Origin of the sequence: Fundicoccus culcitae (genome assembly GCF_024661895.1) — a bacterium.
Taxonomy (GTDB): Bacteria; Bacillota; Bacilli; order Lactobacillales; family Aerococcaceae; genus Fundicoccus_A; species Fundicoccus_A culcitae.
Genome location: NZ_CP102453.1, coordinates 325,430 through 338,977, shown reverse-complemented (window position 1 = coordinate 338,977; position 13,548 = coordinate 325,430). Strand labels below are relative to the sequence as shown.

Genomic DNA, 13,548 nt, shown 5'->3' with positions numbered 1-13,548 from the left:
ACTCCTAACTATTAACGGATTTCTAAACCATCAATCGTTAATAGGGCTTGTGTAATTTTAGTCATTTCCTGATTCACATCGTCATCGGTTAATGTTCGATTCGGATCTTGGAAGGTTAAATGGTAAGCCAATGATACTTTACCACTTTGAATGGACTCGCCTTGATACAAATCAAACAATTCAATGGATTTAAGCAATGAACTAGCCTGTTCATAAATAAGGGTTTCAAGACTAGCGTGTGTTTGGTTGTCATTAACTAACAGGGCAATGTCCCGTGAAATGGCTGGATATTTAGGGATTGGACTTTGAATAATTGGCTCTGTTTGATAATTAAAGATAGCGTCTAAATCCAATTCGGCAAAGAAAGTACTATCTTCTAAGTCATGATTTTTGGCTACTGTTGGATGAATTTGACCAACAAAGCCAATCACAGCTCCATCAAGTATAATGTCAGCCGTCCGTCCTGGATGCATGGCGGTCATCGCTTCGTTAGCTTGGTATGAAATGGCTTTATCTAATCGAATCGTTGCAAAATAAGTATCTAGCATGCCTTTGATGGTATAAAAATCAACGCTAGTTGCTTCACCAAACCAATTTCTAGATTGTTGCGAACCAGAAAGCATTATGGCTAGTCGTTCGGCTTCTATTGGCTGAATATTTCTACCTTGATTGTAAAAGACTTTACCGACTTCATAAAAAGCTAACGGGCTATTTTTACGGGCACGGTTATATTGTGCTATTTCTAGGAAACTAGCAAACAAGCTCTGACGTAGTATAGAACGTTCTTCACTCATTGGGAAGGCTAATTTAACAAAAGGATAGGTATTTGAATGAATTAACTGCGCTTCAGCCTCAGACGTTAAAACGTAACTAATCACTTCATTGAGGCCAAAACCTTCAAAGATATGGCGGATTTGACGAATCCGTTTCTTACGTGTACTCAATTTACCTGGGGTATTTGGCACTATGGGTAAGGTTACAGGTATTTTATCGTAACCATAAATACGTGCGATTTCCTCTAAAACATCCGCTTCAATATTAATATCCCAACGTCTTGGTGGGATGGTCACCGTAAAGCTGTCGTTATCAATGACGACTTTAAAATCGAGGCGATCAAAAATACTTACCAACTCGTCTTGGTTCATTTCAATGCCTAGTTTGTTTTTGATGGCTGCAAATGGGACCTCTATTTCCTTGTCGGTAACTTCTAAAGTACTCGCTTCTTTATAGGATTCAACCGCTTGACCAGCTGTTAAATTCGCAATAAATACCGCTGCTTGTTCACCTGATTCTGTAATCGTCGCCAGATTAATGCCCTTTTCAAAACGTAAACTTGATTCTGAACGTAAATTAAATTGCTTCGATGTTTGTCTAACATTCAACGGATTAAAAACGGCCGTTTCTAGTAAAACATGTTGGGTCGTATCCGTTACTTCCGAATCCAAACCTCCCATAACACCTGCTAGGGCAATTGGTTCATCGTCGGCTTTAATCAGAACATCATTAGCAGTTAATAGGCGTTCTACGCCATCTAAGGTAGTAAAACGACTGCCGTCCACGGCTTTTTTAACCTTAATGTGTTTGCTCTTTAATTGATCATAATCAAAAGCATGCATTGGCTGACCATATAGTAGTAGGAAATAATTGGTCGCATCCACCACATTATTAATCGGACGTATGCCCGCTTTCATCAACCGAACTTGTAGCCATAATGGACTTTCTTTAATCGTGACATTTTCGATTAAACGTAATTGATACGACTCAGATAAATCTGGACTTTCAATCTCAATGGTTACATCATCCAAACGTGGCGAGTGACTGATAAGCCGTTCGGTTTCAAACAACTCAAATTGAGGATGTTGTTCGACAATAGCTCCTACCTCATAAGCCGACCCCCGCATGCTTAAAGCATCAGCCCGGTTGGGTGTGATTGACAACTCTAAAATAGGATCATCTAATTTTAAATACTCAATGACATCAACACCAATCGGTGTGTCTTCAGGCAAAATAAATATCCCATCGGCATATTTTTTCGCAACGACGCGATCACTAAAGCCAATTTCTTGTAAGGAACATAGCATACCGTTAGATTCCACACCGCGCAATTGTGTTTTAGTAATTTGAATGCCACCGGGTAACTGTGCCCCATCAATAGCTGTAATTACTTTTGCCCCTTGATAAACATTGGGAGCACCACAAACGATTTGTAATAAGTTATCCCCACCAACATCTACTTGTGTAATTTTTAAATGGTCACTCTCTGGCATAGGAGCTAATTCCACCACTTGACCAACCACTAAATGTGAGAGGTTGTCAGCAAAATTTTCCACCCCTTCAACTTCGATACCTGTCAAAGACATAGCATCCGCTAGTTGTTGACCTGACCAATTAGATAAATCTAAAAAATCATTTAACCATTCCATGGATAATTGCATTAATAATCCCCTCCTTTGAATTGTGTTAAAAAGCGTAAATCATTTTGATAGAAATGACGGATATCATCGACATTGTACTTCAGCATCGCAACCCGTTCTTGGCCTAAACCAAAGGCAAAACCGGAGTATTTATTTGGATCGATGCCTGACATTTCTAAAACATGAGGATGAACGACACCCGCTCCTAAAATTTCAATCCAACCTGTTTGCTTACATACGGAACAACCTTCGCCCCCACATTTAAAACACGAAACATCAACTTCAACAGAAGGTTCCGTAAAAGGAAAATAGGAAGGACGTAAGCGTATGTCACGCTCTTCACCAAACAAAGCTTGAACAAATTGTAACAATGTCCCTTTTAGATCGGCTAACGTAATTTTTTCGTCAACCACGAGGCCTTCGATTTGATGAAATTGATGCGAATGTGTAGCATCATCGGTATCACGACGGAAAACCTTGCCTGGGCTGATCATCTTTAAGGGACCATCTTTTTCAAAATTATGTTGCTCCATGGTACGCGCTTGAACAGGTGATGTATGTGTCCGTAAAAGTGTTTCTTCATCAACATAAAAGGTATCTTGCATATCACGCGCTGGATGGTTTTTCGGTAAATTCATTTTTTCAAAATTGTAAGAATCCGTTTCAACTTCAGGTCCTTCAATAACTTGATAACCCATCCCAATAAATAAATCTTCAATCTCTTCCATAATCTGTGTAATGATATGACGACTACCGCGGGCAGCTTGTCTACCGGGTAAAGTCACATCTATCTTTTCAGCTGCTAGTGTTTCGATTAAAGCCTGTTCTTCAAGTTCCGTTTTTCTTTTTTCAAAATGTTGGTTAAACATATCTTTAAATTGATTCATGGCTTGACCTAACAGTGGTCGTTCTTCATTACTTAAAGCTTTCATCGCTTTAGAAACGTCGGTTAAGTGGCCTTTTTTTCCAATATATTTTATACGAACTTGATCTAAAGCTTTTAAAGTTTGACTAGCTTCTAAATCAGTACTAGCCGTTGCTTCCATAGCTTGAATTTCTTTAATACTGTCATCTAATTGTTGACTCATTCGATACTTCCTCCTTTATAAACCCTCTAAAAACAAAAAAATCCGCCCCCAAAACAGGGACGAATTATCGTGGTACCACCCTCGTTCTAAAATCATGTGAATGATTTTAGCACTCGAATTTCATAACCGTGAATAGCGGTATCCTTTTCAAATTAAAACTAATTTTTAACAGATAAGCTCCGAAAATGAATCGCTAAAATGACTGATATAACTTAGTTTCAGTCTAGGCTAAGTTTCCCTGTTGGTAGCATTTCAGCTGGTTTTCATCATTGCTTGGTATTCAATTGTTCATTTAGTATAACTGGATAAAGCTTATTCGTCAATATCCATATAGGATTGATTTTGGTTGTTATAGTTAGCAGCACTATAAGCTAAGCGCCGTGAAAAAAACGACGTTGCCGTGTGGTATTTATTCACGAGAAGATCTTTAAGTCCACCGGTAACTTCCATGATAGAACATTGTTTATCAATCAAACTTACGATAAAACTTTCAGCATACTTAGGGGCAGCTAGGGTTGTTCCAAACATATGTTTAACGATAATATCTTGTTCTTTATCACTTAATTCCGTAATTTTTAATGCATTAGCTAAAGCAATTCTTGGATGCTCATAGTTATGCCCTTTACCACCTACTTCGTGTTTGTCACAGCCTTCATAAAAGAATAGGTCATGTAACAATCCCGCTCTGGCGATTGCCCGTGTGTCCAAATTTAAACGTTTGGCCCAACGATAGCTTCGGTATGAAACTGAGAGTGAATGAGCTAATCGATTAGTCACTTTATGGTGTACGAAAGACTCCAATCTTTGAACGTCTACAGTTTCCATTAAATCTTCTATTAATAATAGATAGTCAGCATCTGATTGCCATTTAGTCGTCATTAACAGCATTCCTCCACATTTTTCAACTTTTTGTCTCTTATTATACTTCTCTATTGTAAATTAAATGTGAATATAATGTAAAGAATTAATTAAAAATTATGTCAACATTTTACAGAAAGCGCTTCATTTTAGACTATTATACCCATTTCGGACGGCTGGCTTGGTTGGCACTTATTATCAGACAAAATGAAACATTAAAATAGCCGCTGCAATCGCAACATTCAAAGATTCAGCCTTTCCATACATCGGTATGTAGATTAAGTGGTCGGCTTGCTCCAATATAGTTGGTTGTACACCACGACCTTCATTACCGACAATGATAGCCACTTTAGGGTTTGTTTTATCAAGGGTGCGATAATCAATCGCCTTTTGATACAGGGCCGTAGCTAAAACTGGAACGGCATGTGTTTGTAAAAGTGGGATGGCTTTTTCTAACGCCATTTGTTGTATATCTAAATGCCACAACGATCCTTGGGTCGCACGAATAACTTTATCGTTATACATGTCAACTGTACCGTCGCCGATGATAATTCCATCAAAACCTGCTGCATCAGCCGTTCGAATAAGGGTCCCTAAATTGCCTGGATCTTGCACTTGGTCAATAAGGAGATATTTATTGGCGAGGGGTTGCCAGCTTTCCTTAGCGGTTGCCATGGCAAGGACTGCAAAGATTCCTTGTGACGTTTCGGTTTCAGCTAAATCAGCCACTAAAAAGTCGGCTAAGACTTCGATGGGATGATTAAGGGTAGGAAATGTTTCGTTAAACAGGGCTAAATTAGCCTCACTCACAATAATTTTATCAATCGCAGCCTTTGATAATATCGCCTCTTCAACTAAATGCCAACCTTCAATCAAATAACGTTGAGCTTTTTGTCTACCTTTACTGGTTTTTAATTTGCGCCAAGCTTTTAGTTGTTGATTTTGTTTAGACTTAATCGTTACTTCTAATGGTTTCATCGGGTTAAACGGTAAATGGCTTCAGCATAAATAGCCGTTGCACGGGTTAAGTCTTTAATTGCTAAAAATTCATTGGCTTGGTGCATAGTGTCAATGGAGTCGGGGAATAAAGCACCGTAAGCAACACCGCGTGGCATTAAGCGTCCATAAGTCCCGCCACCAATACTTTGTTCATGCGCTTCAAAGCCTGTTTGTGTATGGTAAACATCTAATAAAGTCTCAACTAAGGGATCAGTCGCCGGTACATAGTGCGGTTCCTTAGCATCCGTCATTTTAACTTCAACGTCAAAACCTTCAACTGCCGTTAAAATTTGACTTAACATCGTTTCAGGGTCAGTCCCTTCGGGATAACGAAAATTAGCGTTAATACTCCCCCCAGTAAGGCGGTCAAAATTAACGATACCCACATTCATGCTGACGTCCCCCATCACATCATGATGATGGTCGACACCTAATTTAGAACCGTCAAAATTTTGATGCAATAATTGACCGATTAAATGCACGAAATCTCCGGCTGATTGGCTATTAAATTCAAATTTTTGTAAAATCGTTGCTAAATACGTAGCCGCATTGATTCCTTTACTTGGAGTTGAACCATGGGCGGATTTACCATAAACGGTTAATTCAATGGAATTGTCTGTAAGTGTTGATTCGCCTGTAACATCCTCTTGTTGGCCAATGAAGGTATCAAAAGCCTCTTGGATAAATTCTAAATTAGAGCCTTCGATGACCGCTTTAGCATCTTCCGGCACCATATTTGGACGTAAACCCGCTTTAAATTGAACTAACGTATAACCCATCGCTGTTTCTTCAGGTTTAGGAAAAGTAAATATCGCTGATGTATTCCCTTTTTCACCATTAATAATTGGGAAAGACGCGTCCGGTGAAAAACCAAAATCAGGCATTTCAGCTTCTTTGAAGTAGTAGTCCATACATTGCCAACCACTCTCTTCATCCGTCCCCACAATGAGGTGCACACGCTTATTAAATTCAACGCCTAATTCACGTAATATTTTAATAGCAAAATAAGCTGCTACCGTTGGACCCTTATCATCACTAGAACCTCTAGCATAAATGCGGTCGTCTTTTATAACAGGTTCAAAAGGATCAGTTTCCCAACCGCTACCTGCCGGGACAACATCCACATGACCTAAAATCCCCATCAATTCATCACCTGAACCTATTTCAATCCGTCCAGCCCAAGGTCCAAATTGTTTGGTTTCAAAACCATCTTCTTGAGCCATTTTCAAAAACTCTTCTAAAGCAGCTTTAGGTCCAGGCCCAACGGGTGCTTCCGGCGTTGCTTTAGCATCATCACGGACAGAATCAATTCTTAATAAACGGAATAAATCATCGATTAATGCCTCTTGTCTTTTTTCTACTTCTTCTAACCAATTAACCATTATATTCCTCCTCTTGTAACTACATATCTTGCATTAAATGTTGAAGTTCTGAAGGGCTTAATTCGCGCCATTCACTTTCTGCTAAACGTTCGTCAAGAACCAGAGACCCCATGCTAATCCGTTTCAGTTGGATCACTTCTTTCCCGACTTTTTGAAACATTCGTTTGACTTGATGAAATTTGCCTTCAATGATGGTGGTTTGGATTAGTGTGTGATTGGTCACTTCATCAAAAGCCAAAATTTGTAAGTTAGCAGGTTGAGTGACAAAATCCCCTAAATCTAAACCATGTTCAAAGGCTAGTTTATCTTGTTCGTTAACTTGACCTTTAATGGTAGCCGCATAGGTTTTAGGCACTTTATTTTTGGGTGCTAAAAGTTGGTGAGCTAATTTCCCATCGTTAGTGAGTAATAGCAACCCCGTCGTATCGATATCTAATCGACCGACGGGAAATAATTCTAAATGACCATAGCTACCATCTAAGCAATCAATCACCGTTGGATGCAATTTGTCTTGGGTGGCACTAACCACATCTTGCGGCTTATTTAACATGATATAAACATAAGGTTGATAGGCAATAATATGGTCGTTCACTGACACTTCATCTGTTTCAACAGACAATTGCTGATTGGGTGACTCAACTAGTTGATGATTAATTTTAACTAATCCAGCCTTTATGAGTTGTTTAACTTCTTTTCGTGATCCTAAGCCTTCATTAGCTAAAAAACGATCAATCCGCATTAATAAAACACCTGCAATTTATCTTGTAATGATTTGAACCGTGAACCTAATATGATATTTAATTTACCAAATAAAGCCATAATGCCTAAGTAAATAAACATACCAATTAGGACAACAATGAGAATTTTGACAAATGTTAATAAGCGTCCTACAGGTCCAAACAACATATCTAAAACAGTATTCCATAAGGATGTAGAAATACCCATTAGGGCCGTACTCACCACAATGACAACTAAATCTTTAGCTAAAGACGCATAGTCGATAATGATTGTCCGATGGATCTTAATCCACATAAAGGCAGTTGTAAATAAGAACGCAAATAAGGTAGCTAATTGGGCTCCATTAGCATGTAATAGTGACACAAACGGGAATTGTAAAACCACTTTTATTAATAAACCAATTAGTAAATATTTAACCGCAACTCTTCTAAAATTCATTGATTGTAAAATCGTCGAAAGAATCGTATAAGCACCTAAAACAATACTTAGGTAAGCTCCAAGGACTAAAATGGTTGGACCTTGTTCATTCCCCATTGGGTAGAAGAAGAAATACATATTGTTGGCTATACTAGCTAATCCTACCGCAGCGGGTAACATAACAAAGGAAAAGACAGTCACAATATTTTGAATTAGACGACTCGTTCTTGGATAATCTTTTTGTGCAAACAAACTGGTCACCGATGGTACGGATGAAGATGCAATGGCGATAGCTAGTGAAATGATAATCATCACTAATTTGTCCACATCGAGACTTAAAACACCATATAACTCACTAATTTCACTTAATAACATGGTCGAAGTTGCTTGGATAATTTGTCTAAATGAGTAAGTGTCAACAATTTGTGCAAGTATGATACCTGAACCTAAAATAACAAATGGAATACTATCCATAATCATTATTTTACCGCTTTGTTTAAAGTCTAACTCAATATTATCAGCTGATTCTTTAATTAATTCCTTAATCAGCGGCCGTTTACGCCAATAGACAAACAGTAAATACAAGAGTGAAACTAAGGCACCTACAAAAGCTGCAAAGGTTGAATGAGCTACCGCTGTTGTTACCGTACCCGATAACACTTGCATAATGGCATAGGTAGCAACTAATAAGTAGATGACTCTAACAAACTGTTCAAGTATTTGTGATACAGCCGTAGGTATCATATCATCGAAACCTTGGAAGTAACCTCTTAATAAACTCATGGCCGGTAAAATCAATAAAGCTGGTGTCAGAGAACGAATAACGATTGTTCCAGCGGCTGGGTCATCGGTTGCTGACATACTTGATAAGAATGGTGCCGCAATGTATAAGATTAAGGCCGAAACTAAACCTGTTCCTATCATGATATACATACTATTTTTAAACAACTTATCGGCTACCCGATATTCTTTCTTCGAATGGTAAAATGACATTTGTTTAGCAATAGCACTTGGGAATCCTGCTGTGGCAATGGCTAAGAACAAGGAATATGGTTTATAACCGACACTATAGAGTGTATTGGCTCGCGTATAGTCCTCGCCAAACATACTGGCCCATGGGATAACATATAGGGCACCAATAATTCTTGAGACGATATTACCAATGGATAACCAAGCAGCGCCTTTAGTAAAGTTGGTTTCAATTTGATCTTCAGCTTTTGATTCAATCGTTAGATCATCTTGCCCTCTTACTTCACTTAAACTTTGGTCAGTAATTAATGGTTCGCTATATTGAGCGGTCGCTTGACTCACTTTTTCACCATAGGCTTTAGCTTGTTGACTTAAATCGTCAGCTTCATCTGTTTGGATTTCATCTTCATCGCTGGGATAGGTGTCAAAGTCATTGTCATTGTCAATGTCTGCTAAAACTTCCTCTTGTACTACCGCTGAATCTGTTTCAAAGTCATCTGTTTCGCCATCTTCTACTTCCGGAGTCAGTTCAGGCTCACCCTCAGGTGTTGGTTCAGAGGTATTTATTTGAGGGGGTTGTTGTTTTCTTCTCTTTTTCTTTTTTGCCTTTTTGCCTTTACGTGGCATTTTTTCCTGTGGTTGAGGGGTATCTGCTGATAGTTCCGACGTTTCGACTTCAATATCGATGCTGATGTCGTCCTCGCTGACTTCCTCTTTTATAGGTTCATTGTCATCTTCACTGGACGTCGGGGTCGGTTTAAAAACGCGGCTGAAAAATGACGGTTTTTGATTACCTGCTGGCTCATCGATGGGCTCTTCATCTAAAAAATCATCCATTTGAAAATCGGTGTTTGCTGCCGAAACCTGACTATAAATATCTTCTTCATAATCATCAATCGTAACGGCATCTTCATTGTACACAGGTGTCTCGGTTTCGGTTTCTGGTTCTGCTACGGCTTCAGTTTCTTCAAACACATCATATTCAGGTGTTGCTTCTTCGGATATCTCGTCTAAGTCTTCGGTTTCCGAATTGAATTGATTATAGTCGTCTAAATCATCTAATTCGTGTGTACTGTAGCGGACCTCATCTTCTTTTGAGAAGAGGGTTTTAAAGAAACTGTTTTTCTTACGTTCTTCTCTTTCTTTAAAATCTTGTGTCTTTTCTTCTTCAATTGATTCTTTTAATTTATTTCTGATGGAGTGGTAAACGAACGGATTTTCCTCTGGTTCAGAGACATCGGCTGCATCTGATTCAGAAGGGGTTACTTCATCAGAAGGATGTTCTAGTACTTCATTATCCCAATCACCCATCTGTGATTCTTCATCTAGGGAAGCTTCATCAATAAAGCCATGATCCCAATCCACACTCTTTCCTAAGGGTTGTGGTTCAGTATCTGTGGTTCTTTCTATAGGTTCATCATCAGTTGAATCCATCGTATAGTACGCTTCATCATAGGAATCATCCAAAAGTTCATCCTCATAGAGGTCTTCCTCATTTTCTGCCTCATTTTCAAAGTTTGAAGCAAGCGGTGAATCGGCTTCCCATTCTTCTTCTTTATCCGACTCAAATACTGAATTATCTTGCCTATTATCATCGTCATCTTTCGTTGATTGACTATTCGTAAAATAGTCCCCATCCAACGGTTGACGATTTGGACTGCGTAATTGCTTTAAATCATCTTCAGTAAATTGAATCGTTTTCTCTAAATCAGATTCGTCATCTTGTGAATTAAAATTATTGCGCATGCTGTATCATCTCCTTACAGACAAAAGTTATCTAATGTTAGTATACCTTATTTTAATGACTAATTGTTATTAATTAGCTACAATATTCACTAATCTATTTGGAACGGCAATGATTTTACGAATGGTTTTATTATTAATTTCGCTTTGGATCGTTGAATCTTCTAAAGCAATCTTTTCCATCGCTTCTTTTGAAAGATTATTATCAATCATCTTTTTAACTTTTACTTTTCCATTCACTTGAATAACAATTTCAATTTGATCATCAACCGTGAGTGCTTCATCATATGTTGGCCATTCTGCTAAGGAAACGCTGCTTGTTTCACCTAATAATGACCAAATTTCCTCCATCAAATGAGGAGCGATGGGAGCTAACAATTTAACAAAACCTTTAGCATACTCCATTGGGATAATTGTTTCATTTTTTGCTTCATTCAAGAAAATCATCAGTTGTGAAATAGCTGTATTAAAGTGAAGTTGTTCATAATCCTGAGTGACTTTTTTGACCGTTTGATGATAAACACGCTCTAGTTTTTTGTTATCACTAACTTGTATCGTATCATTTAAGGTTTGTGTGTCCTCATTAACAAACAGACGCCATACGCGATCAAGGAAACGCCGACTACCTTCTAAACCATTTTCACTCCAAGCAATAGAAGCATCTAATGGTCCCATAAACATTTCATAAAGCCGCAAAGTATCTGCGCCATAGTCATTAATGACATCATCCGGATTAACAATATTGCCTTTCGATTTAGACATTTTTTCATTGTTATCCCCCAAAATCATCCCTTGATTAAATAATTTTTGGAAAGGTTCTTTAGTGTCAACAATGCCCAAATCATAAAGGAATTTATGCCAGAAACGAGCATACAACAAATGGAGAACAGCATGTTCAGCCCCACCAATATACAAATCGACATTGTGCCATTTATCAATAGCTTCCTTCGATACTAAGGCTGTTTTTGACGTGTTATCCATAAAACGCAAGAAATACCAAGAAGAACCAGCCCATTGTGGCATCGTATTGGTTTCGCGACGTCCTTTCATGCCCGTCTTTTCATCCACCACATTCACCCATTCATCAATATTAGCCAATGGCGATTCACCCGTCCCGCTAGGTTGGATTTTATCCGTTTTAAGCAACAATAAAGGCAATTCTTCTTCAGAAAGTGCCGTTGTTGTCCCATCTTCCCAATGAATAACAGGGATGGGTTCACCCCAATAGCGTTGACGCGAAAAGACCCAGTCACGCAAACGATAATTAATTTGTCGTTCACCATAACCATTTTCCTCTAACCAATCAATCATAACTTTCAAGGCTTCATCTGTTTTTAAACCATTAAGAAAATCAGAATTGATATGCACCCCATCTTCTAGGTATGGTAAGTCGTTATCACCTTGTTCAATGATGGGAATAATGGGCAAACCAAATTTGGTGGCAAACTCAAAGTCCCGGCTATCGTGAGCCGCTGACCCCATTACTGCACCTGTCCCATAGGACGCGATAACATATTCTGCAATCCAAACAGGGATTTCTTCTTGGGTGGCAGGGTTGACGACATAAGAACCCGAAAATACCCCAGTTTTTTCTTTGGTCAACGAAGTTCTTTCAAGTTCAGATTTAGATTCTACCTGATTAATATAGGCCAAAACTTCTTCTTCACGGTCGGGCGTAATCAATGATTTTGCCATTTCACTTTCAGGTGCCACGACAATATAGGACGTCCCAAACAAAGTATCCGGTCTGGTTGTATAGGTTTGAATCACTTGTTCTTGCCCTACGACTTGAAAATTAACTAAGGCACCTTCAGATTTTCCAATCCAATTTCTTTGCATTTCTTTAATACTTTCAGGCCAATCCAAGTCCTCCAAATCTTCCAATAGACGATCGGCATAGGCGGTAATTTTCAAAACCCATTGGCGCATCGGCTTACGAAAAACGGGATGCCCGCCCCGCTCACTAACGCCATCCACTACTTCTTCATTAGCCAACACCGTCCCCAAAGCAGGACACCAGTTAACCATCACATCCGTTTGATAAGCTAAGCCTTTCTCAAACAACTTCGTGAAAATCCATTGGGTCCACTTGTAAAACTCAGGGTCGGTGGTATTTATTTCACGGTCCCAATCATAAGAGAAGCCCAAGGCATTGATTTGGCGTTTAAAATTCTGAATATTCTCTTCAGTAAATACCGCTGGGTCATTTCCAGTGTCTAATGCGTACTGTTCCGCAGGTAAACCAAAGGCATCCCATCCCATCGGATGCAAGACATCAAAGCCTTGTGCCCGTTTCATCCGTGCAATAATATCGGTTGCCGTATAGCCTTCAGCATGACCGACATGTAAGCCTTTTCCAGAGGGATAAGGGAACATATCCAAAACATAATATGACGGATAATCGACACCACGATCTTGTGTTTTAAAGGTATGATTATCTGCCCAATATTTTTGCCATTTTGTTTCAATCATGCGATGTTGAAAAGTCATTTTTCTTCCTCCATAAAATAAATGTGTATTTTTGGTTTAATGCTTGTGTATTGCGTGTTAGTGACAGAGTTTTTGCGATTCGCGTATAGCCTTTTACGGTTTCCATATACGCGTTTATCATTCGCGTATAGCCTTTTATGGTTTCCATATACGCGTTTGCGATTCGCGTATAGCCTTTTGTCGTTTCCATATACGCGTTTGCGATTCGCGTATAGCCTTTTACGGTTTCCATATACGCGTTTATCATTCGCGTATAGCCTTTTATGGTTTCCATATACGCGTTTGCGATTCGCGTATAGCCTTTTGTCGTTTCCATATACGCGTTTGCGCCACACTTCTGTGTGTCTCATAAAAAAATAAAAAAAGCCCTATATTACCTAGTTTAACTAAATAATATAGGGCGCTATATGGCACGGTACCACCTATGTTTGTAAATAATCGAGTTATTAT

Annotated in this window: 8 protein-coding genes and 1 other annotated feature (1 of these 9 running past the window's edge); all 8 genes read right to left on the bottom strand. The window is 38.8% G+C overall.

Going from position 1 to position 13,548, the window contains the following annotated elements:
- Nucleotides 1-11 precede the first annotated feature (11 nt).
- The 8 genes from pheT to leuS all read right to left on the bottom strand — a co-directional run bounded on the left by pheT (nucleotide 12) and on the right by leuS (nucleotide 13,098).
- Nucleotides 12-2,435, bottom strand: a complete 2,424-nt coding sequence (pheT, locus tag NRE15_RS01710; RefSeq protein WP_313793894.1) for a phenylalanine--tRNA ligase subunit beta — start codon at nucleotides 2,433-2,435, stop codon at nucleotides 12-14.
- Entirely contained in the window at nucleotides 2,435-3,460 is a 1,026-nt protein-coding gene (gene pheS / locus NRE15_RS01705; RefSeq protein WP_313794925.1) for a phenylalanine--tRNA ligase subunit alpha, read from the bottom strand. Before pheS ends, pheT begins: the two co-directional genes overlap by 1 nt.
- 354 nt (nucleotides 3,461-3,814) lie before the next feature.
- Complete coding sequence (locus NRE15_RS01700; protein ID WP_313793893.1) at nucleotides 3,815-4,381, bottom strand: HD domain-containing protein; 567 nt, start codon at nucleotides 4,379-4,381, stop codon at nucleotides 3,815-3,817.
- Nucleotides 4,382-4,558: 177 nt separating this feature from the next.
- Complete coding sequence (locus tag NRE15_RS01695) at nucleotides 4,559-5,338, bottom strand: TrmH family RNA methyltransferase (RefSeq protein WP_313793892.1); 780 nt, start codon at nucleotides 5,336-5,338, stop codon at nucleotides 4,559-4,561.
- Nucleotides 5,335-6,744 carry a dipeptidase PepV gene (gene pepV / locus NRE15_RS01690; RefSeq protein ID WP_313794924.1) on the bottom strand — a complete coding sequence of 470 codons (1,410 nt, stop codon included), beginning with the start codon at nucleotides 6,742-6,744 and terminating at the stop codon, nucleotides 5,335-5,337. Before pepV ends, NRE15_RS01695 begins: the two co-directional genes overlap by 4 nt.
- 16 nt (nucleotides 6,745-6,760) lie before the next feature.
- Nucleotides 6,761-7,480 (bottom strand): pseudouridine synthase, encoded by a 720-nt coding sequence (locus NRE15_RS01685; RefSeq protein ID WP_313793891.1) that lies wholly within the window; start codon nucleotides 7,478-7,480, stop codon nucleotides 6,761-6,763.
- Nucleotides 7,480-10,611 carry an oligosaccharide flippase family protein gene (locus tag NRE15_RS01680; RefSeq protein ID WP_313793890.1) on the bottom strand — a complete coding sequence of 1,044 codons (3,132 nt, stop codon included), beginning with the start codon at nucleotides 10,609-10,611 and terminating at the stop codon, nucleotides 7,480-7,482. The genes NRE15_RS01685 and NRE15_RS01680 overlap by 1 nt, the downstream gene beginning before the upstream one ends.
- A 69-nt stretch (nucleotides 10,612-10,680) precedes the next feature.
- Nucleotides 10,681-13,098 carry a leucine--tRNA ligase gene (leuS, locus tag NRE15_RS01675; protein ID WP_313793889.1) on the bottom strand — a complete coding sequence of 806 codons (2,418 nt, stop codon included), beginning with the start codon at nucleotides 13,096-13,098 and terminating at the stop codon, nucleotides 10,681-10,683.
- Nucleotides 13,099-13,491: 393 nt separating this feature from the next.
- Nucleotides 13,492-13,548 (bottom strand) — a binding site (T-box leader); it runs 160 nt beyond the window's last position.

Bases quoted from the DNA above. Each gene is read 5' to 3' on its own strand.
- pheT (WP_313793894.1), bottom strand. From the start codon at position 2,435: ATGCAATTATCCATGGAATGGTTAAATGATTTTTTAGATTTATCTAAT.
- pheS (WP_313794925.1), bottom strand. From the start codon at position 3,460: ATGGAAGCAACGGCTAGTACTGATTTAGAAGCTAGTCAAACTTTAAAA.
- NRE15_RS01700 (WP_313793893.1), bottom strand. From the start codon at position 4,381: ATGACGACTAAATGGCAATCAGATGCTGACTATCTATTATTAATAGAA.
- NRE15_RS01695 (WP_313793892.1), bottom strand. From the start codon at position 5,338: ATGAAACCATTAGAAGTAACGATTAAGTCTAAACAAAATCAACAACTA.
- NRE15_RS01685 (WP_313793891.1), bottom strand. From the start codon at position 7,480: ATGCGGATTGATCGTTTTTTAGCTAATGAAGGCTTAGGATCACGAAAA.
- NRE15_RS01680 (WP_313793890.1), bottom strand. From the start codon at position 10,611: ATGCGCAATAATTTTAATTCACAAGATGACGAATCTGATTTAGAGAAA.
- leuS (WP_313793889.1), bottom strand. From the start codon at position 13,098: ATGACTTTTCAACATCGCATGATTGAAACAAAATGGCAAAAATATTGG.